The sequence below is a fragment of the Methylobacterium sp. FW102-HT35C08 genome (assembly GCF_058790235.1).
Genome location: NZ_JBYTCL010000002.1, coordinates 2,859,384 through 2,882,742, shown reverse-complemented (window position 1 = coordinate 2,882,742; position 23,359 = coordinate 2,859,384). Strand labels below are relative to the sequence as shown.

Sequence of the window (23,359 nt, the reverse complement as noted above, 5' to 3'; positions counted from 1 at the left end):
CGCTCCTAGTCGACGGACGCGTCTTCCGCGACGACCGGCACCACCACGCAGCGGCAGGACGGATGCGCGGGTGTCGCGACGTCCCCGCTCGGGAACGCCTCGTCGAGATCGATCGCGCCGTCATCCGCGTTGGCCTGGCAGACCGCGCAGCAACCTTCCTCGGCCCACCAGGCCTTGCGGACAGCGATGCCGTCCGCAGCCGCCCCCCGGTAGCTCTCCAGCGACGCCGCGCCGTTGGCGCTGGCCACCTCGTACTCGGCGATGCGCGCCGCTCGTTCTTCGGAGAAAGCGTAGTCCGTCTCGATCGCCTCCGCGATGGCGTCGAGGCCGAGGTTGCGCTCCAGCCCGGACGCGATGGTGTCGCGCAGCCGGTCGCGGGTCGCCTCGGTGATCACCATCCGCGCGTCGGCCGACGGCACGAGCCGCTCGTCGGCATCGAAGCGCATCCCGACCATCTCGGCCGCCCGGGCCCTGGCTGCGGCGACCGCCCCGGCGTTCACGCGGTCGACCAGCTCCGCGCGGCTGGCGGCGCCCACCTGCGCCAGCGCGCGACGACTCGCATCGGCCGCGACGGCCTCGAGTTCGTCGGCCACCTCCGGCGCGACCGCGCACAGGTCAGCGAAGTCGAGCTCGTCGAGGAACGCGTCCAGCGCGCGGCGCAGCGCGTCGGCGTCGTCGGGCTCCGGTCCGGCCTTGGTGAGCTTGCCGAGCCCGCGCAGCCCGGCGACCACGTCAGAGCGGGTAGCCGCCAGGACTGTCTCCAGCCGCTCCGCAATTGCATGCAGCGCCCGGCGTGTGGCGGGCCGGTCGAAAGGGACGGGATCGGCCGGCCTCCACACCCGGCGCTTCGTGAGTTCCGCACCGACGGCCTTTTGGGCCGGCGCCGGCAGATGCGCGATCCGCGCCGTGAGGCGGCCGCGCAGATCCTTCAGGGCAGCCACGATGGCGTCGCGGCGATCGACGTCGAGGCCGGCTTCGCGGACGGCGGCGATCATCGCGTCGAGCGCGGTGTCCACCACTTGGGCGAGCCGGTCCCGTATCCGCTCGCCCGCGGCGGCGTTCCCCGACGCCTTGCCGAATCCGACCGCGCCGGCGAGGTGGTCGAGCATGCGCGCAACCTCGTCGTCATCGTAGCCGAGATGCGCGCCGATGTGGCGGCCGGCCGTGACCAGCGCGTCACCGAGCAGGTAGTTCTCGGCGATCCAGACCGCCGCTTCGACCGCGGCCGGCACGGGGCCGCCGGAGGCGGCCGTGACGATCGCGGCTCCTGCGATCACCGCCCCGCCGATCGCGGTGCGCAGGACGGTGCGCTCGAACGCGGCGCGCTCCGCGGCCTCATCCGCATCGCTGCCTGCGCTCCCATCGGTCCAGCGGCCGCGCGCGTCCCGCGGCTGGGCCTCGTCGAACTTGCCGAGCAACTTGGCGACCGGGTCCGACGGTCCGTCGTCCTGTTCCTCGGCCGCCTGCCCGGAGCTATCGAATCCGTTCGCCCCGGGCGGCGGCCCGAACGCGTCGAGCGCCGCCTTCTTACCCGCCAGCGTGTTCGCGTCGATCGGCACGAGGCCCGCACCGGTCATCACCATCAGGGTGTCGGCGGCCGGGCTCGGATCGGGATCGAGGCCCAGGATCTTTCGGCCCTCGTTGAGCCGCATCAGCCCGCCCGCGGTCAGCCCGCGTAAACGCTCGGCCTGCGCGGCCTCGTCGATCTGCTCGTCCTCCTGCCACGCGAACTCCAGCTCGGGCGCGCCGAGGTCGTCGGCGATCACCTCGTCGAGGACGGCCTTGATCCAGTCGAGCAGCGGCGCGAGGCCTTCCTCCTCGGCGAGTTCCTTCTGCGTGTCGGCCGAGGCGCGGTTCATCTGCTTGATCAGCGCCTGGGGCGAGATCGAGAAGGCGAAGCACACCACCCGCGACAGCCACTCGTCGAACTCGCCCTTGAGCTGGGGCTCGCTGGTCTGGTGGAGCGCCACCTTGCCGGGCACGAAGCGGGCGCGCCGCCGCGCGGCCAGGTTGTCGGTGAAGAGCGAGTCCCAGTAGGTCTGGTAGGTCGCGATCTGGTCCGGCCCCCAGGTCTCGGGGACGCCGATTAGCGCGTCCGGCACGGTGCCGCTGGTGAAGTACTCCAGGGTCATGACCTGCCGGCGCAGGGCGATGTTGACGGTGGTCATCACCTGCTCGACCGGTGAAAAGCCGTAGACGCGGTCGGTGCGCAGGTTGCGCGGGCGGTAGAGCAGCTCGCGGGCGGTGTAGTTCACTGCCGGCAGACCCTTGAGGATCTGCTGGTAGGCCTCGGGCCAGATGGTCTGGCCGCCTTGCACCCACGGCATCGGGATCCGACCGTCCTCGCCGAGGATCGGCTTGATGGTGGCGCCGTCGATCGGCTCCAGGGCGAGGAGGTCGCCCGCGCGCGAGCGCTGCTTGAAATTCGTCCAGGCATCGAGGACGAGCACGTCCTCCAGCCCCATGCGCAGCCAGTCGGTCCAGGCGTGGATGCCGTCTGGCTTGGCGAGGAAGGCGGTGATGGCCGCGGCCTTCGCGTCGATCGGCCGACCGGCCTCCCGCGGCTTGATCGCCCATTTCATGCGGGCGGCTTGGTCCTTGCGCGTCTCAATCACGAGCCGGAGCAGGTCGTAGCCGTCAGCGAGCCGGCGCAGCTGCGCGAACGAGACGGGCTCACAGGCTCGCGCGGTGGTGTTGAGGTTGTAGCCGGTCGGGTAGTCGAAGCGGCGACCGGCAACCTCCGCTGGGGCGGAAGGGCGCATCGCCGCCGACGGGCCGAACCAGCCATGGCCCGCCGCCGAGCTGGAGTCCGCGCTGCCGTAGGTCAGAGTGTAGGCCAGCGGGGCGAGCGAGAGGCCCGCCACGCCGCCGCGCGAGCGTGAGGCCAAATGCGACTACCCCCCTTGGCGAAGCGTGACGGTGAGGATCGGACGGCACGGAGCTTGAGTGTTGAGCAGCGATCGGTCCGCGCAGGAGTCGCACCTAGCGTGCAAAAGATCTGCCCCAAAACAACTAAAAGTCATCCACTTGATCGTTGCCGTACTGCAAATCGCAACGTCGAGGTCACGCTGAAGTGATACATATGCCGGATTACACGGCGGGATTTTAAGCAATTAGCATTATCGATGGTCGCTTCGATCTTAGGTTGCGATCCGTCTCTCGATCGTGTCCGCTTTCGATCTGTCGTTTTAAAATTGGCGAATACAGATGACAATCAAATCCAAGCTGGTCACGTTGCTTACCAGCGTCGGCCTGTTGCTGCTCGCGACCACGGTCTTAGGGAATTTCGCGCTTCACTGGAATAGCCAGAGTTTCAAGAGCGTCTATGACGACCGTGTCGTTTGCCTTCGGCAATTCAGCATCATTCGCGATGCCTATGACAGCCTGGTCGATATTTCGCGCCTGCTTCGCAGCAAGCAGATCGATCGCGCACAGGCGAAGGATATGATCGAGCGCAACGAGCTGGATATCCAAAAGCAATGGTCTGCCTATCTGGCGACTTTTCTGACTCCGCAGGAGGAGGTCCTTGCCAAGGAGCTGCAGGGGCGGATCGACCAGAACAGCGCGATCGCGGCCGAGATCCTGAAACGCATCGCGATCGGTGGCACATCGGAGTTCGAGACCACGCATGCGGATCTGCTGAGCAACATGCGGTCCACCAACGCAGCGCTGAGCAAGCTGACGACGCTGCAGGTCCGCGAGGCCGAGGCAGAATTCCAGCGCTCTGAGAATGTCGCGGGCTGGTCGCGCTTCGCGCTGCTCGCCGCGCTCATCCTCGCCGTCCTGAGCATCGTGTATGGCATCTATACGATCGTCGTACACACCACCCGTCCGCTCGGTAGCCTCGTGCGCGTGCTGCAGCGGATGGCCCACGGTGAGATCGATGCGGAGATCAAGGAAGCCGCCCGGCCCGACGAGATCGGCGCGGTCGGCAAGGCCGTCGAAGGCATCAAGGCCATGGTCACCCGCAAGGCTGCCGAGGAAGCCGAGGTCAAGCGCCGCGCCGACGAAGCTGCCGCCGCCGAGCGCAAGCGCACCATGATCGAACTCGCTGACGGCTTCGAGCGAGCGGTGGGCGGCATCGTCGGGCTGGTCTCGTCCTCGGCGACAGAGCTGGAAGGCACCGCCCAGCAGATGACGGCGACCGCCGCCGAGACAGCCAGTCAGTCCACCACCGTCGCCGCGGCCGCGGAGGAGGCCGCCACGAACGTCAACACGGTTGCGGCCGCGGCCGAAGAGCTTGGCTCGTCGGTGCAGGAGATCGGCCGGCAGGTCCAGGGGTCGGCCAGTCTCGCGCACCTCGCAGTCAGCGAGGCCGACCAGACCGGCAGCCTGGTGCAGGAGCTGAGTGCCGCCGTGTCCCGCATCGGCGACGTGGTCGGGCTGATCTCAAGCATCGCGGGCCAGACCAATCTGCTGGCCCTGAACGCCACCATCGAGGCGGCGCGGGCCGGTGCGGCGGGCAAGGGCTTCGCGGTGGTCGCCTCCGAGGTGAAAGCGCTGGCCGAGCAGACCGCGAAGGCCACGCACGAGATCTCCAGCCAGATCGCGCAGATCCAGGCCTCGACCGGGCAGGCCGTCACGTCGATCGCCGGCATTACCGGGCGGATCCGGGAGATCAGCGGCGTCGCCACATCGATTGCGGCGGCGGTGGAGCAGCAGGGCGCGGCCACTCAGGAGATCGTGCGCAACGTGGCGCAGGCCTCGACCGGCACCAACGAGGTAACAGGCAACATCGCCGGCGTGGCGCAGGCGTCGGAGGAGACGGGAGCTGCGGCCGGCCAGGTCCTGTCAGCGGCCTCGGAGCTGTCGCGGCAATCCGAGCACCTCGGCGCCGAGGTCAGCCGCTTCCTCTCAACCGTGCGCGCAGCCTGAGGTGGCTGGACTCAAAGCTATCGTCCCTTGGGCATGATAGCTTTGGTCGAACGCTTAACCGTCCGCTTCCGCTCTGTCTGAGCGGAAGCGGACGGTGGAAATTCATGAGAGGTTTTCAGGATACCTCGACTACACAGCTAAACCCGGCGGCCAGTAGTGGCCCGGCATCCGCGCTCAAGACCGCGACACGCCCAAGGGCGTCAGGCGTATAGCGTACGCCTGACAAGCCGATCACCGTTCCTGTGCCGGCCGGTGCCACCAGCTCGATCGTCGAGCCCTCTTCGGCGCCGCTCGGCATGGACCACGCGTGGCACGGCGATTCGGGCGCCGGACTTGCCGCGCTCTGCCGTCGATAGAACTCGATCAGCCCCTCGCCCGGCAGCACGCCAGCCAACTCATTGAACGCGTCGGCGGCCGCGTCCACCTGGTCGTCATGGCTGCCGGCTGGAAACATCCCCAGCTCCTCCAGGAATGCCTCGTTCCAAGTTCCCCGCAGCAGCACCACGTTGCCGACCTCGACTTGGCTGGAGAACGGCTTGGCGCGCACTTCCTTCGAGCCGGTCGGCGCCACCGCGCTCACGATGAAGCCCGCCAGTGCCGTGACGTAGTCCTCGGCCTGCGCGATGCCGGCCTGCCCCGCATCCTTCGGGATCCGGATGCCGACTGCCGCTCCGTCCTGGCTGGCGGTGTTGATCAACCTCTGCCGGACCTTGCCCGGCGTCTCGCGCACCCGGACCACGTCGGCGATGTAGAACCGCTTGTCAGCCCCGCGGCCCATCTTCACGCCGACGGTCCAGTCCGGATCGGCGCCGGGCCGCTTCTTCGTGCCGGCGAAGTCCCAGGCGCGCACCCATTTTTCGATCGGCGGCAGCGCGTCGACGATTCCGAAACTCGCCCGGTCGAACAGGCCGCCCTCGCGCGGGGCCGGTCGCTGCTGGAATTGCCCCGCCACCGCGTAGGCGCCGAGCGGGACCTTGTCGCGCTCGACCACGGCCCGGGAGAAGCGCTCGGGGAACAGCAGCTCCCCGTCGACGGTGCGCGGGTCCGCAAAGATCGGCGTATGGCAGGCGCGGTCCGGCTCGAACTCCATCGGCAGCATCAGGTGGACGTAGCCCAGGCCGAGCCGCAGGATCTCGCCCGAGACGTCGCGCTCGTGCAGGCGCTGCATGATCACCACGATGGCCGAGCGCGCCGGATCGTTGAGGCGCGTCGTCACCGATTCGCGGAAGATCCGCAGGGTCCGCTCGCGCTCGGTCTCGCTCTCGGCCGTCTCGGTCGAGTGCGGGTCGTCGATGATGACTCTGTCGCCACGGCCCGCGGTCAGCGAAGCGAACGGCATGCCCTCGCGCGAGCCGGTCGCCGTGTTGGCGAAGGAGATCTCGCCGGAGCGCGACAGTGCGACGTGCGGCCAGAGTGCCCGGTACCACGCGCTCGACACGAGGTCGCGCATGCGCCGGGCGTCGCGCTTGACGAAGTCCTCCTTGTACGAGGTGGTCAGGTAGCGCAGGCCGGCGAGCCCACACGGCCCCCATTCCCAGGCCGGCCAGAACACCGAGACGATAAGCGATTTCATCGTGCCCGGCGGGACGTTGATCAGCAGCCTGTTCTCCAGACCGAGGGCAAGGAAGCGCCCATGGGTGATCGCCTCGAGATGCGCGCAGAGCGCCTCGATGTGCCAGCCGTGCACGTAGGGCTGGTTGGGTTCGAGGACGTGCCACGCCTCCTGGACGAAGCCGGCGAGCGACACGCAGCGGGTCCGGATCCGCTCGCGCTCCGCCTTCTCGCTACGCCGCGCCTGCTCTGCTCGGATCGCCGTCAGCAGCTGCGCCGGCGGCGGCAAGCGGACCGAAGAGACTTGCGAGCGCGGCCAGTTGCTCATCGGTTGCGCCCGTCAGGTCCACCGCGATCGGACCACCGCCGACGCCGCCGTGCTCGTGGGCCTGGGTCGGCTTGCCGTAGCCCCGGTCGAGGATCTCCCGGATCGCCGCGACCGCCGCGCCCTCCGGCGTCTTCGCGTTGCTGGCGATGGCCACGAGGCGCGCGACCATCTTCGGCCCGTGCGCCTGGCAGAGCGTCTTGATCTCCGCCGTGGCCTTGTTGCGCGCGCCCTTCGGCCGTCCACGGGGCATCGAATTTCCGAGGTTATTAAATGCGGGATCGCGGAGGCGAGATTCGGGGCACGATAGCTCTGCGGAGCTGAGCTACCCGATCGCACGCAGAATCCAGGCTGTGCATGTCGCGCGTGGGCAGATGGTCCCGACGCTGACACGTGATCCGGTAGTTCCGGCAGGCGCACCCTCCACCGAGCGCAGCTCACGATCCGGCCGTCCACGATCTGGATAGACTCCGATCTAGCTTTCCAAGTCAAGCCGCAACCGGGTCGCCAAGTTGGTCCGGTGTGAATTCGACCGGCGTGGCACGGCCGAAGAGGCTGACCTCCGCGCGGACGATCCCGTTGCTGAGAACATCCTGGACCTCGGCGAAGAACGACATGAACGGCCCGTTCAAGATCCTGCGCAGCTCGCCCACCTGAAGCAACGCGGCCTCTCTGCGCCGCTTCGCCCGGTCCGTCTCGTCGAGGCCCGCGATCCGATCGGACAGGGCCTGCAGGACTGAACCCCGGATCTCCAGCGGCGCGCGCCGGCCGAGCACGTCGATGACGTGGCGGCTGTCGAACAGCGGCTCGGTCCACCGTCCGGCGTGACGGTCTCTGTCGAGCCCGACGAACAGGTACGAGGCGAAGAAGATCGCCTGCGTGTCGATCTTACGCCCGCGCCGGACTACGGTGACGCGGTAGCGCGGCAGCCACCAGTCCATGGCCAGCTTCCCGAACTCCTCGGCGGCCGAGGCCTCGTGCAGCGGCAGGGTGTGGACCACGAACCACGTCAGGCTCTGGTCGATCACCGCGTGCTCGGCCCTGATGCGAGATCCGTTCGTTCCCCGCTTCCGACCCATGTCAAACTCCTCGAGCGCATGCGATCACCTCGACCGCGGCGCGCCGGCCGGCACTGCGCGCGGCCATCACGCGGCCTCGCCGATCAGCAGCCGCGGCGGGATCCGGCAGCCGGGCTGGCCCGGCGGCGGGCCGAACAGCGATTCCGACCAGGTGGCCGGGTTGTCGCGATACCGCGCGATCCAGGTCCGCAGGTCGGCCTCGGGCCAGCGCAGGCCGCCAGGCAGATCGACCATCTCCTCGGGCGGCGGCGGGACCGGCGGAACGGCGGGCAGCCCCTGCGCGCCGCGGCTCCGGCGCTGGGCGGCGACGCATTCGGCGACCGCGTTGGCCAGCAGCGCCCAGGTCCGGATCGGCACGCGGCGACTGACCGCGATGTCGAGGATCGCCGGGACGATTTCCCGTTCGAGGTCGAGGCCGTCCGCCTCCAGCCGCGCCATCGGACCGACGACGGGGTCCAGGCACCAGCCTGGGGGCAGGGCGGTCCGGCACCGGTGCTCGACCCGGTCGAAGTTCGCCCGGTTATTCCAGGGCGGCGCGCTGTCCGCGCGGGGTACAGGATCACAGGCGGCCGCCGGTATATCTTTCTTCTTCCTTTCTCCTTCCCTTTCCCTTGGTGAACGTAACGGTCCGCGCGTGGCGACCGTGACGGTATCGTCACGTCGATCGTCGCGTGAGTCGTGACGTTGAACGTGACGACCTTCGATACGGTCGGCCGTTTCGTTGAGGAGATTAGGTTTTTCGCCGCCGGGCGGGGTTTTCTCGGGATCCCCCTTGCGCTGGCGGGCCCGCGTGGCCGCGGCGGTCCGCTCGCGCCGCGCGTCCTTCGCCTCGGCGGCGCGCAGCACGTCCTCGCACAGGACCTTGTGATAGTAGCGGCCGTCCGCGCACAGGACGAAGCCGCGCAGGGCCACCGTCCGCACCTTCTTCCAGCGCGGGCCGGCTCCCGAGAAGGCGGCGAGCAGCCGGTCGTCGTCGGGCAGGGAGCCCGCCGGGCGCTGGCGCCAGGCGTGGCACCACAGGGCGACCGCCGCCTTGAACTCCTCGCCGGTCGAGAGCGCCCAAAGCTCCGAATGGAACAGCCGGTCGGTGTGCAGCAGGAAGCCGTGGATTCCATCCACGTCAATGTCGGCCGGCACCAGCGGATCGGGCAGGGGCGTGGACGCGTCGGAAGGCTGGCTCATAGCGGACCTCGTGCGGTCTGGGCGATGGCGGAGGCGGCCACGTCGCACCACAGATCGAGCGTGGGGCAGGGGCCGGACCGGTTCTTGGCGAGGATGAGCTCGAGGGCGTTATGCCGCTCGATCAGGCGTGCGCCGATCTCAGGGTCGCCGCCGGAGGCTTTCAGCTTGCGCTCCAAGTAGTAGGCCTCGCGGTACAGCATCAGCACCGCGTCGGCGTCCTGCTCGATCTCGCCGGAATCGCGCAGGTCCGCGAGGTTCGGGCGGCGGTCGGCGCGGTCCTTGGCCTCGACGGCGCGGTTGAGCTGCGTCAGCAGCACCACGCAGATGTCCTCGGCCTTGGCGAGCTGTTTCAGGCCGCCGGTGATCTCGCCGATCTCCAGTACCCGGTTGCCCTGGTACCGGTCCGAGACCTTGATGAACTTCAGATAGTCGATGAACACGACGCCGAGGGCGATGCCTTGCCGGGCGAGGCGCCGCTTCTCGAGCTTCACCGCCGCGGCGATCTGCGCGAGGCTGACGCTGGGCTCGCAGGTCAGGGTGAGGTGCAGGCGCTCAAATCGCCGCATCGCCTCGTCGAGGCGCCCCATCTCCTCTGCGTCGAGGTCGACGGCCGCCATGATGCGGCCAAAGGGCAGCGTCCGGTTGCGCCGATAGGACAGATCGGCGAGGTAGCGGGCCATCTGCTGGTCCCGGGTCACCTCACACTGGAAGGCGAGCACGCCGGCCGCACGGGCGGCGAGGCGGCTCAGCGTCGTCATCGCAACCGTCTTGCCCATGCCGGGACGCCCGGCGAGGATCCAGAGCTGGCCCCGCTGGAACCCGCCGTTGGTGGCGCGGTCCAAGTCGGGCAGCCCCGTCGGGATCGCGGTCGAGCGGATGAGCCCCGAGCGCAGGCCATCGATCCGTTCGCGCATCCAGGCGGCGGACTGCGCCGCGCTCTGCGCCGTGGAGCCCAGGCCCGTCTCCGCGTCGATCAGGTCGAGCAGGCGAGCCTCGGTCGCCGCGATTAGGTCGCGGGGCGCCTGCTCCACCGGGGCCTCGTAGGCGCCGTTCACCAGCTCCTCGCCGATGGTGATCAGGCGACGGCGCACGGCGAGGTCGTGGATCGTGCGGGCGTACGCGAGGGCGTTGACCACCGTGGTGGCGTCCGAGGCGAGCCGCGCGAGATACTGGATCACCGTCTGGCCGCCGAAATCGGCGTCGCCCAGATAGGTCTTCAGGGTGATCGGGGTCGCGACCGTGCCGCCCCGGATCAGTGCGCCAGCCACTGTGAAGATCTGCCGGTGGGCCTCCTCCATGAAGTGATCGGGCAGCAGGAAGTCCGCCACGCGGTGATAGGCATCGTTGTTGACCAGGATCGCGCCGAGCAGCGCTTGCTCGGCGTCGATGTTGTGCGGGGCGACGCGGTACTCGGGCCGAATCGCCTCGAGGCCTGCGGTGATGGCGTTGGGGAGGCTCATGCCGCGCGCTCTCGAAACCGAGACCGCAGGACGAACACCCGCAGAAGCGGAGCGCTCAGGACGGGCCGTGCCAGCGGCCCGACAACGCTGAGGTGAAATCCGCGGCCGAGCGAGGTGAGGTCCGTAAAACGGCCGAAGCCTTCAAAAAAGACTGATTTGCGCAGCGGCGGCTGGCAGGCTTCGCACCTATCGAGCAAGATCGTCTCGGCACGACCGATCTGGCCTGTGAGTCGATCGGGGGCGAGATTTGGATCGACAGAGGCCGAACAATGACGATCAAGCCGGATATTCACCCGTTGTCCGGCTTCCACATCATTCCTCTGCCCGGACCGGGCGGACCATACGTCGTGATGATCACGGGAAGTCGCACCGAAGATCCGAAAAGTTCTTCTGATCCTGTGATGCATACTGTTGCCATGCACACCAAGCAGGCGCGTGCCTTGGCCGCTGCCTTGATCGAAGTCGCCCTCACAGCCGAGGCGATGGGTGCGGGTTGAGCGACTCCCGATCAGCGCGAACGATCCGGAGGTCACGCGATCGCCCGTTTAACAGCCGCAGCGGCAGCCATCTGCTCGCAGGGCGAGATGGATCTTTCCTGAGGCGCATCGCGGATCTGGCGGGTTCTTCCATCGACGATGATCGATGGCGGCGAAAGCACCGGAAATCGCGCGAATGGGTGCGCGACGAGAACGGCGACGACGGAAATCAGGCGCATGCTCATGCGGCGACTCCGGAAGGGTCACACTCGTCGTCGCTGATCATGCCCCAGAGACTTGGTGAGGCAGACCTACCTTGCCGCGCCAGAGCCCGATTCAGCGCGAGGAATGTGTCAGCGGGAAATCGACCTCGTGCAGCCTCCCGCCAGTTGGAGACCGTCTTCGGCTTCGCGCCGACGATCTCGCCCGTCGGGCCATTTCCGCCGAGAAGGTCGATCACCTCATCGGTGGTTCGGAGAAGGGGAGGCGTTTCGTGCATACCCACAATTTGTCCACATATCGTGGACCGGTCAAGTCCACAAATCGTTTCTAGCCACGGAACGTGGACAGACGCATTGTGTCGCTATGCCCGAGAGAAGCGATTTGCCGGAAAGTCAGGAGTCGATCGGCCGCCGCCTGCGCGAGACGCGCGAGGCGCTGAACCTCTCTCCGCGCGAGTTCTACGAGGCCGTCGGTTTTTCCAAGACGCAGCTGGAAAACTACGAGGCGGGCCGCCGGCTGATGAAACCGGCAATGGCCGTTCTCGTGATCAATGCATTCCCGAATGCCAAATTAGATTTCAATTGGATCTATCACGGCGACCTTGCCGGAACTTCGCATAGTTTTGCGCAACGAGTTCTCGCTCAGCGCAGTTCAGAGCGGGCAGCCTGACCTCAGCTGACGATTTTGAGCTCCCGTTTCATCGGCTCCGCACACTCTTCATCTTCTACGGAATGGAGATAATTGAGCACCAGCCAGCGCGCATGCTCAATAATGGCCAATGCTTTCTCCTTGTCCCTAGGCAATTGAATGGCTATCTGCAAGCCGAGGGCCTTAATATTGTGATCAGCGCAGCTAAGTTGCCCCTTTTTACTCGACATGACGCAACCCCCATGTAGCCTTTTATCTTAGTTTGTCTGCGTCAGCTGCGCCAGAGGGAGCGTCTCAGCGACATCGCCTTAGACCGCGGGTGCCTCTTATCCACGTTTCGTGGACAGCACGCTTGAATTGTCCACGAAACGTGGATAGGTTGGCGCATCGCATGAGCGATGGAGTCGCGGATGCCCATCTCCCCCGCCAGACAGCCCTGCACTGACGCGCCCCGGCCTCCGTCCGGTTACTGGCTCATCGCGCTCGACGACGCCTGGGCCGTCCGCTCCGCCCGCGGGCTTGAGGCCGAGGGCTTCGACTGCATCGCAGCCGCACGCCACTGGATCGAGGAGCGCGAGGCCGAGGAGATCGAGGAATTGGCAGCGCTTGCCAACTTCGATGCGGATCAAGTCCGAGAGGCTGCCTGAGCATGGCCGGTCACCCACTCGATCATCTGACACGCGAAGAGCGCCGCGACCGATTGGCCGCGGAAGCGGCCGTCATCGCCAACCAACTGGCGGCGGCGCGCTTCGCCTTGCAGATCGGGCCCGCCAATCGGCCGGCCGCCGAACGCCTGCCCCGTGAAGAGGGCCTGCGCTCGACCGTGGGCCTGCGCGGGAGCTTCGCCATGAGCCTGTCAGCCTGGCGCGGCCGATCCGGCCGCCGCTACGTCGTGCGGGTCCTGCCCGCCGCGAAGACCGAGGCTGACGACCTGTGCGACGCCGTCGTGCTTTGCGTGAGCCGGACCGGCGACGGCCTCGCCGAGATCCGCGGCGTCTCGATCGTCAGTGACGTTGCCTCGTCCCACGCTCTGATCGGCGGACTGCCGGACGCCGTCACGGAGCTGCACGCGCACCGGTTGGCCGAGAGCGATGCCGAGCGCGCCGCCATTCTGGCCGACCTCAGCACCGCTGCCGACAGGAGGCGCCGGTGATCGCCAATCGCAAGACAGGGAAGGGGAGCAGATGAGCGTGCCGCAGACGCAAAGTGCCGCCACGGAGGCGATGGCCAACGCCGCGACGAAGGCCTCGTCGTCCGAGGGAGCGACCGTCCTCTCGATCATCGAGCGGATGGCGCGGGATCCGAACATCGACCCCGACCGGGTGGAGCGCTTCCTCGTCATGGCCCGGGAGGACCGGGCGGAGCGGGCGCGGATTGCCTTCAACGCCGCGATGGCGGCCTGTCAGTCCGAGCTGCCGCGCGTCCTGCGCGACGCGCGGAACACGCATTCCGGCGCGCCCTACGCGCGCCTCGAGACGATCGCCCGCGTCACGCAGCCGGTCATCAACCGGCACGGCTTCTCGCTGTCGTTCGACACCGAGGCATCGCCGATCCAGGGGCACTTGCGGGTGAAGTGCACCTGCGCCCACGAGGCGGGGCACGAGCGCGCCTACCACCTGGATTTGCCGCCCGACACAGCCGGCGCGCAGGGCAAGGCCAACAAGACGCCCATCCAGGGGATCGGATCGACGATCACCTATGCGCGCCGCTACCTCGTCCTGCAGGTCTTCAACATCGCACTCACCAACGATCCGGACGATACCGACGGAACGCCGGCGACGAACGCGTCCGACGTGATCTCCGACACGCAAGCCGAGACGCTGCGCAACCTCCTCACCGAGCACGGCATCGCACCGGCGAAGTTCCTGCGCGTCTTCGACGTCGAGAGCGTGCCGGACCTGCCGGCCGCGCTCTACGGCGAAGCCCTGGACGCCATCGAGCGCGCCGTCGCCCGGCGTGCCCGGCCGGAGGCCCGCTGACATGGCCGATATGGTCCAGGGCAGTCCCGCGTGGCTGGACGCCCGCTGCGGCAAGGTCACCGCCTCACGCGTCGCCGACGTGCTGGCGGTGAAGCGCGACGGCAAGCCGACCGCGGAGCGCGAGCGATACCTGATGGAGCTCGTGGGCGAGCGCCTGACAGGCCGCACGACGCAGCACTACCTCACCGCCGCGATGCTGGAGGGTTCGGAACGGGAGCCGCAGGCCTGCGACGCCTACGAGTTCCTGTACGGCCTCGACACCGTGAAGGTCGGATTCGTCGAGCACCCGAGCATCGCCATGGCCGGGGCCAGTCCGGACCGGCTCGTCGGCGCGGATGGCATGGTCGAGTTCAAGTGCCCGACGTTGCGCACGCACCTCGACACGCTGCTCTCGGGCGAGATCCCGGAGCAGTACTTGCCGCAGATGCGATGGCAGCTCGCCTGCACCGGCCGGGCGTGGTGCGACTTCGCCACCTGGCACCCGGGCGTCCCGGCCCACCTCCGCTTGTGGGTGAAGCGCCTGCACCGGGATGACGCGCAGATCGCGCGGGACGAGGCCGCGGTAAGCGCCTTCCTCGACGAGATCGAGGCGCGCGTGTCGCGCCTTCTGACGGTCGGCACGGCAGAGGCGGCATGAACGCCTCAGCCCCTATCGATAACGCCGATTGGCAGATCCTCGCCGGACGTCTTCCCATCCGGAAGCTGCTGCTGAGGGCCACCATCCTCGATGAACTTCTCCCTGCTGGCTTTTTCAGCTGCCGTAACGTCTTCGAGGGACGGAGCAACCCCGTTCTTTTCGCCGTCAGTCATCGCGCTCTCCCATTTTCTCCTGGGGGCGGACGATCGGAAACTTGTCGTGGCGACCGGCCGTCAGCGGACGGCTGCAGCTCCGCCCGATCCATTGAGAATCAAGCGATTGATAGTGCTGCTCGTTCCCTGAACACTTCACCGAGCTGTACCACCACCCGTCTTTCGCACGGGCCGCGCAGGATCAGCACGCTCCACAAGCGAACGTGCCTCGATCCGGTGGGGCATCCTGCTGACGCCCATCATGGATCGCAGCTTCGCGGTCACGCCGATCAGCGCCAGAAGCCCGATCACCAGAGCGAAGACGGTCAGCGTGTGCCGGATCGCGTCGTCGTACTGCCGTCCGGCGTGGAGGATCAGCCAGCCGACGCCGACGAACGCGGCGGCGCAGATCAGAGGGATCGTCGCGTCGGACATCAGGCGGTCAACGGCCAGGGCGCCCGCCGGATTCAGCGGCTCCGCGTCGCGCCCTTCCCGGCGAGCGTCGAGGGAGCGGCTAGATGAATGCGCCTCGCACGCTGATGTGGTGGTCGACAGGCGCCGCTTCGGCCATCGCCGCCCGCCTGATCCTCCGGGAGAACCCGGGCGCTGTGATCGTCCGGTGTGAGACCAACAACGAGGATCCGGACAACTATCGGTTCGAGAGTGTTCCCGAGGTGTGGCACCGCGAGCGCTACATGGCCGGCATCAACGGGGCGTCCTGTACGCGGGCGATGAAGGTCGAGCCCAGGCTCGCCTTTCAGCAGCCCAACGACATCCACGTCTTCGGCTACACCGCTGATCGTGGCGACGTGGAGCGGTTCGAGCGTCTGAATGCGACCAATTTCGAGCTGACGGTGCAGTCACCGCTGATCGAGCAGGGGCTCACTAAGGCCGCGACGCTGGCCATGGCCGAGCGGGCCGGCCTCAAGCTACCGCCCACCTACGGCATGGGCTTCCCGAACGCGAACTGCCTGCGCACGGGCTGCGTGAAGGCGCAGGCACCCAGCTACTGGGCGCTGTTCCGGCACCACTTCCCGGCTGAGTTCGCCGCCACCGCCGCCCAGGCGCGCGATCTCGGCGTCCGGCTGGCGAAGCTCCACGGCGAGCACGTCTTCATCGACGAAATTCCGGCGGACCATCCGATGACAGAGGCTGTCGCGCCTGCCTGCGACTTCCTCTGCGTGCTCGCCGAAGACGGACTGGAGAGCGCCGCATGAGCACCCCCCTCGTCATCGACAGTTTTGCGGGCGGCGGCACCTCCGAAAGCATCCGAGCCGCAATCGGCCGACTGTTATGCCGACCGAGATTCCAGCTGAAGCCGCCCTCGTTGCGGTGGAATAGATCAACCGAGCGGCGTCTACGCCTCAGGCACAGCCTCGTCCTCTCCGCCGGTCGCCCCGATCGCGGTGCCCGGCCGGTAGGCGTCGAGTGCCACGTAGGCCTCTGTATCGGTCAGTCCGACCCGCTCCATGTCAGTCAGGAGCGCCAGGATGTCTGCGTCGACCGGCTCGCCGGCCTCTTTGCGGGCGATGAGACCGTTGACCATCACCATGTCGTCGCTGGGCTCGTCGGCGATGTCGTTCGTAGTGGGAATGGTCATAAACGATCTCTCGCGGGATTGCTTTGGGACCTAGGGCGCGGTGGCATGCCCGGCCACATCCGGACCTGCGAGGCAGACTCGGTAGCCGCGCCCTCAAACAAAATCCGCATAGGTGACGGCAGCCACCAGAGCCGGCTTATCGCAGATCAGGTCGTCAGATCTTCCTCGGCCAGCATCTGTTCGAGCGCACGACGAACCGCAGCGAGCCCGACAGCCGCTGCAATCTCGCTGGGTGGAAGCCTGGGCAGCCGCAGCGCAGGCTCTGCAAAAGGCACCGGGCTCACTCGGTTCTGCCGCTTCACGCGGACGGCCACGGCAAATGAGAGCCCGGTGACACTGCCGCTCATTACCGCTCATCTCCCTCATAGGGGCCAAATACTGGCTCCGGATAGGTCGCGGGATGGCCTGTTGACCCGCGGAAAGGATACAGTAATTCAAACTGTCGAGTTTGATCTTTGTCAGATCGTTGATCATGCGCTCTTGAGGAGGGCTGACCTCGAGATCGGCATGCCAGAGGTGCGCCATGGGTGAGACCGCGCTTCAGAAGACGAACGCGAAGCCGATCTTGCGGCCATCTCGCCAGATCGTCTGGCACTCTCGATCGATGGAGAGGGTGGCCGCCACGAGGCGGAATTGGGCGGGCAACTCAGTGCCGGCCTCGACTTCGATCAGAGCACCGAAATCGCTCAAGTTCCAGACGAGGCAGTCTACTTCGATCTGTCTATCGCTGACGAATATCGAACCTGTCCTAAAGAAGATTCTTCGTGTCTGTCGGCGGCGCTCGTCAGGCACGGAACGCCTCCTGGCGCAGTCAAGATCAGATCAGGTCACACGAGGCCTAATGCTCTGTGTATGTCTCGACAGTGTAGTTACGATTGCGGGGGCGTCATGACCGCAGGGTTTGACTGGGAGCGCGGCGGATTTGTCCAAGCGCGCAATGCCGGGCCGAAGGAACGGGGAGGGGGCAGTGCCGCGTAGCGTCCAGACAACCGAGCGGGCCGAGCGGCCTGCGCTACCCTTCGCACCCAAGGGCCTCTCGCGCCTGGAGGCGGCCCGCTACGTCGGCGTCTCGACGACAACCTTCGACGAGATGGTGCGCGAGCGACTGATGCCACGACCGAAGATGGTCGGGGCCCGCGTGCTATGGGACCGCGCCCAGATTGACCTGTTCTTCGAGGCGTTGCCGGAACGCGAGCCGGTGCAGGAGAGCGATGAGGATATCCTGGCGAGGCTTGGGTGACGCGCATCCGCGTGAAGGGGTTCAAGATCTTCGCGGACCGGCACGGCGCCATGCGGTGCTACCACCGGACGACCGGCGAGAAGATCGATCTGAAGACGGCACCGCTCGGCTCGGCCGCGTTTTTCGCCGAGGTGGCCAGAATCGGGAATAGCGCCGAGGCAGCAGCGGCGCCGAAAGCCGGCACGCTCGGCAGCCTGATCGTCGCCTACCGGGCGCACGCCGCGTTCACCGATCTCGCACCACAGACCCGCGCCGATTACCAGAAGGTGCTCGACTACCTGAAGGACATCGACGGGACCGACCTAGCCCGGTTCACTCGGCCCTTTGTGGTGAAGGTACGCGATCGCGCCGCCGAGCGGAAAGGCCGGCGGTTCGGGAACTACGTTAAGGCGGTCCTGTCGCTGCTGTTCGCCTGGGGCTCGGAGCGTGGGCACCTCCCGGCCAACACCGCCGCTGGCATCAAGGACTTGCGCAAGAAGAAGGGCGAGCCGGATGCGAACCGGCCCTGGTCGGATGCCGAGCGCGAGGCGGTGCTGGCCGCGGCGCCGCCGCACATCCTTACGCCGGTGGCGCTGATGATGTTCACCGGCCTCGGTCCGAAGGAGGCGCTCAGCCTGCCACGCGAAGCCTTCCGGGACGGCGAACTCTCGACGAGCCGCGCCAAGACCGGCGAGCCGGTATTCTGGCCCGCGCCACTGCCGCTCACGATGATTCTGGCCGCAGCGCCGGAGCACGCCGCGCCGACGCTTTGCGCGAACTCCGAGGGCAAGTCGTGGACGCTCAGCGGCTTCCGCGCATCGTGGCGGCCGATTCGGCTGAAGCTGGAGAAGGCGGGGCGGGTGCAGCCCGGCCTCACGCTCTATGGGCTGCGGCACACGCTAGCGGTGGTGCTGCGCGAGATCGGGCATGACGAGCGAGCGATCGCTGACGCGCTCGGACAGCGCACGATCGAGATGGCGAGGCACTATGCGAAGGGTGCCGACTTGGCGCCGAAGATGCGGGCTCTGGTGGCCTCGCTGGACGCGGAGTTCGCCCGCAGGAGCGGGGAGAAGCGTCAAACCGCGGCGCTAAAAACGTCAAACCCGCCGGAGGGCGGGTTCGGTCTATCGAGCAAAAACAAAGAGTTAGATGGTAGCGAGGGAGGGATTTGAACCCCCGACACAAGGATTATGATTCCTCGTAACGGAGCATTTTCGGGTCCATTCGGGCGGATCGGCACGGGCATGAAACCGGTGGAGCCCAGGCTTTTAGCATGTCCGATCAAGGCTTTGGCAACGGGTTGGCGATAGGGATGGCGGAGAACCCGGGCGGCGATCCGCCCGAAAACCTCCGCCCGAGATCCGCCCGAGTACGCCGCATGCCCGTGAAGCTCACCGAAGCCCTCGTCAAGCAAGGCGTCGCCGACGCCGTCCCCAAGGGGAAGGCGTACGACCTCATCGACGCCGGCTGCCCCGGGCTCCTCATGCGCGTCGGGCCGAGGGGCGTCCGCTTCGCCTTCAAGTTCGAGACCGGCCACAAGACCCACAGGTTGACGCTCGGCTCGACGGATCTGCTGCGGCTCGTGGAGGCGCGCGCGATCGCCACGGAGGCGCGGCGCCGTCTTGTCGACGGGCTCGGGCTCCCGGACGAGAAGTGGCTCGGGGACAAGCTGCGGCAGATGCGCAAGCTCCCTCCCAAGCCGGAGAAGGGCCCAAGGGACCCGGCCCTGGTCGAGGCGTTCCTGGATTCCTGGGGCCCGCACAAGTGGACGTGGGAGGAGGCCCGCACGGCATTCCTCACCGAAGTCGCGCGCACCCGGCGGGCGGCCACGCACACGGACTATCGCAAGCTGCTCCACTCGCCCGAGCTCGCGGTGTTCGCCGACCGGAAGGTGAAGCGCATCACGATCGAGGACCTCGCCACGATCGTGCATGCGATCCATGCCTCGGGCCGGGAGCGCCACGCCGAGCACCTCGCATCCGTCCTGCGGCCGATGTGGAGCTACCTCGCCCGGCACGAACACCGCAAGGTCAGCGGCGTCGAGGCCGGGATCCCGGGCCTGCGCGCGCCCGAGCGGACGCCGGGCGACAAGCCCCGCGCGAACGGCAAGGTGCCGGGCGGATACACGGCCAAGCCCGCCGAGATCGGGCGCGTCCTCGCGATCGCCCGGGCCGGCGTCCTGGAGCCGACCGTCGCCACGTCCTTGCAGCTCCTCGTCCTGACGGGCCAGCGTCGCCGTCCCATCGTCGAGTCCCTCGTCGAGGACTTCGTCCCGTGGGCCGAGGTGCCGGGCTGGGGCGTCTGGTCGATGGGGCCGGCGCACAGGAAGACCGCGGCCAAGAGGGGCGACAAGCACAGGCATGCCCTGCCCTTGCCGCCTGCCCTGTGGGACCTCGTCCAGCAGCAGATGGCGCGGGCGCGGGATGCCGGCAGCGAGTACCTGTTCCCCCAGATCCGGGCCGCGCGGAAGGATGCCGCCTCCGACGGGCACCTATCCGACGCCGCGATCAATCACAGGCTGCTCGACATGGGGGTCGTTGCCTCCCCGCACGACCTTCGCCGCGGCATGACGACGGTCTGCCAGTCCGTGTTCCGGATCCCGAGGGACACGGTCAAAATGGTCGTCGACCACAACGAGGGCATCCGCAGCGACGACGTGTTGGAGCGCCACTACACCGAGGACGATCGCCTGGACCTCAAGCAAACCCTGATGGCTCGCTGGCACGCGTGGTCGGACGAGCAGGCCGCGATCGCGGCGGCCGCCCTTCCCTCGGCCGTCGAGCTCGGGGCCGAGCTGGCGCGCCGGCGCAGGGAGCGCGAACTCGCCGGCAAGGGGAAGCGCGCGAAGGCGACGGCCGACGTCGAGGAGGACGCCAAACCGGTCGACCTCGCCGCGTAAGGATCTTCCCGATCGGGCATCCCGATTTGAAACACCGAAATAGTCACGCCATTTTAATGGGTTACGAGATGACCCAAATCGGGATACCCGATCGGGAAGATCGCCCTCAGCCGTCCGGCTCGTCGACGCGGGCCCAGCACCTCGCCGCCTCGTCCCAGTGGAAGGGGCGAGCGTCGCCGCCGGTGGTTTTCCAGTGGTACCCATGGGCGCCCGGTTCGCCGGAGATCTCCAGGCGTCCGATCCCGCCGTCCCAGAGGACGATCTCGACAAGCCTCCGCTTAGACCTGTTCACGCGGCCGACGCTGAGGACCTCCGTGACGTAGGTCGGCACACCTTTGGGCAGGATGGCCTGGATCGCGGCCTCGACATACGCGACGTCTGCGGGGGACGGCTACGCCTTAGCCGGCGGCGGGGTCACCGCCTCGTCGAATCGGACCCACGCGCCGTCAGCGTAGTGGAACGCGCGCTGGTCGCCCTCGGCCTCCCACTCGCGCACGGTGGGCTCGGGCCCGCAGACGACGTTGAGGATGATGGTGCCACCGTCGAACAGGCGCACGCGCGAGACGAGGTCCTCGCCATCCCGGCGGGCCGAAAGGATCTCATCGGCGAACGTCGGCACGTCGGCCGGGATGCTCGCGGCGATCGCGGCCTCGACGATCGCGATGTCCCGGGGGCGCCGGCGCCCGACACCGGCGTCGTCGATGAGGGCCGTCAGGAGAGCGCTCGGCAGCGGGGGCGAGGCGGGCGGCGCTTCCGGATCTCCGTCCATATCGAAGAGGGGCAGCTGGATGGGGCCCGGCAGGACGGGTTTCGGGGGGGCCGGGCGCGGCCAGGGCCCCAGGGGGACGTGGAATTCCTGCGCGCGCCAGGCGTCGAGGAAGGCGGCGTGGGCGGGTTCCATTGTCACTCTCCTCCCCTGCAGGCGCAGTTGATGCAGACGGTCGGCATCTCCGGATGGCGCGTCAGCACGATGGCTTCGTGGTCGTCGCAGACCTCGACGCACCATGCGCAGACGAAGCCGTACTCCTGCTCGTAGTCGTCCCTCTCGCGGGGCTCGAACCAGTCCCAATCGCGCGCCATGGTCATTCCCCCTTCAGACGGTTGGCCAGAGCCCTGGCGGTTTCGCTCTGCTCGTCCAGGATCTGGATGAGGGCGTCCCCGACCCACACGGGGATCTCGCGTTCGCCGGTCGCCCACCGGGCGGGCAGTCGGGGATCGAGCGAAGGGCGGGCCCCTTCCGGATGGAGGGGACCGAGCAGGGCGGCGAGCGGCCGGCGCCACTCGGGCCCGAGGAGGAATGTCCCCACCTCGGCGAGGGTCTCGGGCGTGATGCGGCGGGTCACGCGGGTTCTCCGATGAAGGCGCGGAAGTCGGCCATGGCGGCGGCGCGTCCGGCCTCACGGCCGGCCGAGAAGGCGTCGGCGTAGATCCGGAGCGCGGTCTCGATACCCCGCCGCTCAGTCCCGAGGGGGACGTGGAAGAGCATCTCGTCGCCCTGCAGGACCGCGATCCCTTCGAGGCACGGCCTCAGGCCGTAGCCCATCTGGAGATGGCCGATGGCATCGATCTCCAGCAGGACGTCGTAGTGGCGCAACGCCTGCAGGTGCATGAAGCGCGCCCGCCACTGCGAGGCGAGCGATGCCTTCGACGGCGACGCCGTGTACGCAACATTGGCCGAGTTGAGGTGCGCCGATGCGGCGTGGACCGTGACGAGCGCCTGAGCGAGATCTCCGGGCGCGTCCTCGCGCAGAAGCCCGTCGAGGAGGCGCGATACACTGTCACCCTGAGCGACGGTGGCGGCGTCGAAGCTCGACTGAGTGGGAGCGGCCCGGGTTGGACTGCGCCTGTCGCGGGCTTGCTGCTGCTGGCATGGCTGGGTGGTCATAGCCGGCGCGGCGGCGAGGCACTCGGCCACCGCATCAATCGTGCGGCGCGCCGTCACCGGGCTGCGGTTGGGGGTGATGAACGGACGGGCTCCGGGGCTGCTCCAGCTGTAGTGATCGTTGGCCAGCACGTACCGGGTGCGGACGACATCGCCATCGGTCGTGACGCGGTACTCGTCGCGACCATGGTCCGGGAACTCCGGGCAGGGGCCGACGCTGACGGCGACGATGCCGTGCGTGGTGACGGTCCGCACGAGCCTCATGGCGACGCGGGGGGCGGCGCAGGCCTGCTGGATCTGGGTCGGCTGGGAAACCACGGCAGCGGTCTGCTCAGCGGGCTCATCCGCCTCATCGCAGGAGCAGGCATCCATGACGTAGCTGGCGAGGCGCCGGCGCACCGTGGCGAAGTCGGCCTGGTAGATGGCGAACCCGCCCTCGGAGACCTCCCACCGCGCGCCGATGCGGGCGATGCCCATGGCGTTGCTGCCGAGCACAGCATCGACCGCGCGCATGAGGAGGGTGACGTTCGGGGCGCGCTTGATGCGCGAGACGGCGGAGAGGATTTCGGATTTCGTCATGGCGTGGTTTCCCATCGTGCGAGGAGAGGTCAGTGCCTGCTCCAGGTCCCCATTATGGGGACTTGGTTAACCATCTGTCAAGACATCACAGCAGCCTCAGGGCATCGGCGTCCTCGGCGGGTATCGGCCGCGCTCGCCGGCGTGGAGACCAGTGCGTGCCGACCAGGAGGTTGGCGAGATACCCAAATGCGCGGGCCTCGTTCGCGCCACGGACAGCGATGACGCGATCGGCCGTCACGATGACGGAGCGGTCCCCGTGCTCCAAAGGAATGTGCTCCGGCACGGCCGACACCAGGCGGCCGTACATCGTGTGCGACCGCAACATGAGGACGATTGCGCAGGGTTCGGGCCCGCCATCTTGCCGGAGTACGATCTCGAACGGCGGGTTCACGCTGGGCCGCCGGACGAGCCACCCCTCTCGGAACGCCCCGACCACCTCGGCGCGCCCGTCCCGAGTGAGGGGCGCGGTCTGCCAGAGTAAGCTCTCCTGCAGGGTCAGTACGTCCGTGAACCGGCGGCTCTCGACGGTGAGGCCGGGGTCCGCCGTGAGCTGAGTTTCCGGGTGTATCGGGAGAAGGAGGGGCCTCATCGGGC

Annotated in this window: 30 protein-coding genes; 11 read left to right on the top strand and 19 right to left on the bottom strand. The window is 67.8% G+C overall.

Features of this window, described 5'->3' with window-relative positions; all coding sequences use genetic code 11:
• Positions 1-5 precede the first annotated feature (5 nt).
• Complete coding sequence (locus AC3WSN_RS13870) at positions 6-2,888, bottom strand: phage portal protein (protein ID WP_492538574.1); 2,883 nt, start codon at positions 2,886-2,888, stop codon at positions 6-8.
• A 319-nt stretch (positions 2,889-3,207) separates the two neighbouring features.
• Here AC3WSN_RS13870 and AC3WSN_RS13865 point away from each other — a divergent pair, with 319 nt between their 5' ends.
• A complete protein-coding gene (locus tag AC3WSN_RS13865) occupies positions 3,208-4,875 on the top strand; it encodes a methyl-accepting chemotaxis protein (protein ID WP_492538572.1) in 1,668 nt (555 codons plus the stop codon).
• A 115-nt stretch (positions 4,876-4,990) separates the two neighbouring features.
• On the opposite strand, the gene terL is transcribed toward AC3WSN_RS13865, so the two are convergent.
• The 5 genes from terL to AC3WSN_RS13840 form a co-directional block, all read right to left on the bottom strand.
• On the bottom strand, positions 4,991-6,622 hold the full coding sequence (gene terL, locus AC3WSN_RS13860) for a phage terminase large subunit (RefSeq protein ID WP_492538570.1): 1,632 nt from the start codon (positions 6,620-6,622) through the stop codon (positions 4,991-4,993).
• A gap of 37 nt (positions 6,623-6,659) precedes the next feature.
• Positions 6,660-7,004 carry a hypothetical protein gene (locus tag AC3WSN_RS13855; protein WP_492538568.1) on the bottom strand — a complete coding sequence of 115 codons (345 nt, stop codon included), beginning with the start codon at positions 7,002-7,004 and terminating at the stop codon, positions 6,660-6,662.
• A 235-nt stretch (positions 7,005-7,239) separates the two neighbouring features.
• Positions 7,240-7,779, bottom strand: a complete 540-nt coding sequence (gene nusG / locus AC3WSN_RS13850) for a transcription termination/antitermination protein NusG (RefSeq protein WP_492538566.1) — start codon at positions 7,777-7,779, stop codon at positions 7,240-7,242.
• A 117-nt stretch (positions 7,780-7,896) separates the two neighbouring features.
• Positions 7,897-9,012, bottom strand: a complete 1,116-nt coding sequence (locus AC3WSN_RS13845; protein WP_492538564.1) for a DUF1376 domain-containing protein — start codon at positions 9,010-9,012, stop codon at positions 7,897-7,899.
• The gene (locus tag AC3WSN_RS13840) at positions 9,009-10,472 is read right to left on the bottom strand and encodes a DnaB-like helicase C-terminal domain-containing protein (RefSeq protein ID WP_492538562.1); all 1,464 of its coding nucleotides are present in this window, start codon (positions 10,470-10,472) and stop codon (positions 9,009-9,011) included. The genes AC3WSN_RS13845 and AC3WSN_RS13840 overlap by 4 nt, the downstream gene beginning before the upstream one ends.
• A gap of 269 nt (positions 10,473-10,741) precedes the next feature.
• Between AC3WSN_RS13840 and AC3WSN_RS13835 the strand changes: the two genes are divergently transcribed.
• Entirely contained in the window at positions 10,742-10,969 is a 228-nt protein-coding gene (locus tag AC3WSN_RS13835) for a hypothetical protein (RefSeq protein WP_492538561.1), read from the top strand.
• A 32-nt stretch (positions 10,970-11,001) separates the two neighbouring features.
• On the opposite strand, the gene AC3WSN_RS13830 is transcribed toward AC3WSN_RS13835, so the two are convergent.
• Positions 11,002-11,193 carry a hypothetical protein gene (locus AC3WSN_RS13830; protein WP_492538560.1) on the bottom strand — a complete coding sequence of 64 codons (192 nt, stop codon included), beginning with the start codon at positions 11,191-11,193 and terminating at the stop codon, positions 11,002-11,004.
• A gap of 340 nt (positions 11,194-11,533) precedes the next feature.
• On the opposite strand from AC3WSN_RS13830, the gene AC3WSN_RS13825 reads away from it, so the two are divergent.
• A complete protein-coding gene (locus AC3WSN_RS13825; protein ID WP_492538558.1) occupies positions 11,534-11,839 on the top strand; it encodes a helix-turn-helix domain-containing protein in 306 nt (101 codons plus the stop codon).
• 2 nt (positions 11,840-11,841) lie between these two features.
• Here AC3WSN_RS13825 and AC3WSN_RS13820 read toward each other — a convergent pair whose 3' ends face one another.
• Positions 11,842-12,048 carry a hypothetical protein gene (locus AC3WSN_RS13820; RefSeq protein WP_492538556.1) on the bottom strand — a complete coding sequence of 69 codons (207 nt, stop codon included), beginning with the start codon at positions 12,046-12,048 and terminating at the stop codon, positions 11,842-11,844.
• A gap of 180 nt (positions 12,049-12,228) precedes the next feature.
• Between AC3WSN_RS13820 and AC3WSN_RS13815 the strand changes: the two genes are divergently transcribed.
• From AC3WSN_RS13815 to AC3WSN_RS13800, 4 genes are read left to right on the top strand one after another with little or no spacing between them, the layout of a single operon-like run.
• On the top strand, positions 12,229-12,465 hold the full coding sequence (locus AC3WSN_RS13815) for a hypothetical protein (protein ID WP_492538554.1): 237 nt from the start codon (positions 12,229-12,231) through the stop codon (positions 12,463-12,465).
• Between the two features lie 2 nt (positions 12,466-12,467).
• Positions 12,468-12,971: a hypothetical protein gene (locus AC3WSN_RS13810; protein ID WP_492538552.1), complete on the top strand. Its 504-nt coding sequence runs from the start codon at positions 12,468-12,470 to the stop codon at positions 12,969-12,971.
• 31 nt (positions 12,972-13,002) lie between these two features.
• A complete protein-coding gene (locus tag AC3WSN_RS13805) occupies positions 13,003-13,797 on the top strand; it encodes an ERF family protein (protein WP_492538550.1) in 795 nt (264 codons plus the stop codon).
• 1 nt (position 13,798) lies between these two features.
• A complete protein-coding gene (locus tag AC3WSN_RS13800; protein ID WP_492538548.1) occupies positions 13,799-14,434 on the top strand; it encodes a lambda exonuclease family protein in 636 nt (211 codons plus the stop codon).
• 5 nt (positions 14,435-14,439) lie between these two features.
• Here the strand turns inward: AC3WSN_RS13800 and AC3WSN_RS13795 are convergent, their stop codons facing one another.
• Both AC3WSN_RS13795 and AC3WSN_RS13790 read right to left on the bottom strand, forming a co-directional pair.
• Positions 14,440-14,607 carry a hypothetical protein gene (locus tag AC3WSN_RS13795; RefSeq protein WP_492538546.1) on the bottom strand — a complete coding sequence of 56 codons (168 nt, stop codon included), beginning with the start codon at positions 14,605-14,607 and terminating at the stop codon, positions 14,440-14,442.
• Positions 14,608-14,742: 135 nt separating this feature from the next.
• A complete protein-coding gene (locus tag AC3WSN_RS13790) occupies positions 14,743-15,021 on the bottom strand; it encodes a hypothetical protein (protein WP_492538544.1) in 279 nt (92 codons plus the stop codon).
• 83 nt (positions 15,022-15,104) lie between these two features.
• Here AC3WSN_RS13790 and AC3WSN_RS13785 point away from each other — a divergent pair, with 83 nt between their 5' ends.
• Entirely contained in the window at positions 15,105-15,803 is a 699-nt protein-coding gene (locus tag AC3WSN_RS13785) for a hypothetical protein (RefSeq protein WP_492538542.1), read from the top strand.
• Between the two features lie 140 nt (positions 15,804-15,943).
• On the opposite strand, the gene AC3WSN_RS13780 is transcribed toward AC3WSN_RS13785, so the two are convergent.
• The 3 genes from AC3WSN_RS13780 to AC3WSN_RS13770 form a co-directional block, all read right to left on the bottom strand.
• Positions 15,944-16,186: a hypothetical protein gene (locus tag AC3WSN_RS13780; protein ID WP_492538540.1), complete on the bottom strand. Its 243-nt coding sequence runs from the start codon at positions 16,184-16,186 to the stop codon at positions 15,944-15,946.
• 146 nt (positions 16,187-16,332) lie between these two features.
• On the bottom strand, positions 16,333-16,533 hold the full coding sequence (locus AC3WSN_RS13775) for a hypothetical protein (protein WP_492538538.1): 201 nt from the start codon (positions 16,531-16,533) through the stop codon (positions 16,333-16,335).
• Between the two features lie 193 nt (positions 16,534-16,726).
• Positions 16,727-16,978 (bottom strand): pilus assembly protein PilZ, encoded by a 252-nt coding sequence (locus AC3WSN_RS13770; RefSeq protein ID WP_492538536.1) that lies wholly within the window; start codon positions 16,976-16,978, stop codon positions 16,727-16,729.
• A gap of 175 nt (positions 16,979-17,153) precedes the next feature.
• Between AC3WSN_RS13770 and AC3WSN_RS13765 the strand changes: the two genes are divergently transcribed.
• From AC3WSN_RS13765 to AC3WSN_RS13755, 3 genes are all read left to right on the top strand, one after another.
• Positions 17,154-17,426 carry a helix-turn-helix transcriptional regulator gene (locus AC3WSN_RS13765; protein ID WP_492538534.1) on the top strand — a complete coding sequence of 91 codons (273 nt, stop codon included), beginning with the start codon at positions 17,154-17,156 and terminating at the stop codon, positions 17,424-17,426.
• On the top strand, positions 17,423-18,577 hold the full coding sequence (locus AC3WSN_RS13760) for a tyrosine-type recombinase/integrase (RefSeq protein WP_492538532.1): 1,155 nt from the start codon (positions 17,423-17,425) through the stop codon (positions 18,575-18,577). Before AC3WSN_RS13765 ends, AC3WSN_RS13760 begins: the two co-directional genes overlap by 4 nt.
• A 206-nt stretch (positions 18,578-18,783) precedes the next feature.
• Positions 18,784-20,304, top strand: coding sequence for a tyrosine-type recombinase/integrase (locus AC3WSN_RS13755; RefSeq protein ID WP_055958871.1), 1,521 nt, complete (start codon positions 18,784-18,786; stop codon positions 20,302-20,304).
• Between the two features lie 106 nt (positions 20,305-20,410).
• On the opposite strand, the gene AC3WSN_RS13750 is transcribed toward AC3WSN_RS13755, so the two are convergent.
• The 6 genes from AC3WSN_RS13750 to AC3WSN_RS13725 form a co-directional block, all read right to left on the bottom strand.
• On the bottom strand, positions 20,411-20,635 hold the full coding sequence (locus tag AC3WSN_RS13750; RefSeq protein ID WP_055958874.1) for a hypothetical protein: 225 nt from the start codon (positions 20,633-20,635) through the stop codon (positions 20,411-20,413).
• Positions 20,636-20,695: 60 nt separating this feature from the next.
• A complete protein-coding gene (locus AC3WSN_RS13745) occupies positions 20,696-21,205 on the bottom strand; it encodes a hypothetical protein (protein ID WP_055958875.1) in 510 nt (169 codons plus the stop codon).
• Between the two features lie 2 nt (positions 21,206-21,207).
• Positions 21,208-21,384: a hypothetical protein gene (locus tag AC3WSN_RS13740; RefSeq protein ID WP_156653150.1), complete on the bottom strand. Its 177-nt coding sequence runs from the start codon at positions 21,382-21,384 to the stop codon at positions 21,208-21,210.
• A gap of 2 nt (positions 21,385-21,386) precedes the next feature.
• A complete protein-coding gene (locus AC3WSN_RS13735) occupies positions 21,387-21,647 on the bottom strand; it encodes a hypothetical protein (RefSeq protein ID WP_055958882.1) in 261 nt (86 codons plus the stop codon).
• A complete protein-coding gene (locus tag AC3WSN_RS13730) occupies positions 21,644-22,765 on the bottom strand; it encodes a hypothetical protein (RefSeq protein ID WP_055958885.1) in 1,122 nt (373 codons plus the stop codon). The genes AC3WSN_RS13735 and AC3WSN_RS13730 overlap by 4 nt, the downstream gene beginning before the upstream one ends.
• A gap of 85 nt (positions 22,766-22,850) precedes the next feature.
• Positions 22,851-23,354, bottom strand: a complete 504-nt coding sequence (locus AC3WSN_RS13725) for a hypothetical protein (RefSeq protein WP_056149070.1) — start codon at positions 23,352-23,354, stop codon at positions 22,851-22,853.
• Between the last annotated feature and the right edge of the window lie 5 nt (positions 23,355-23,359).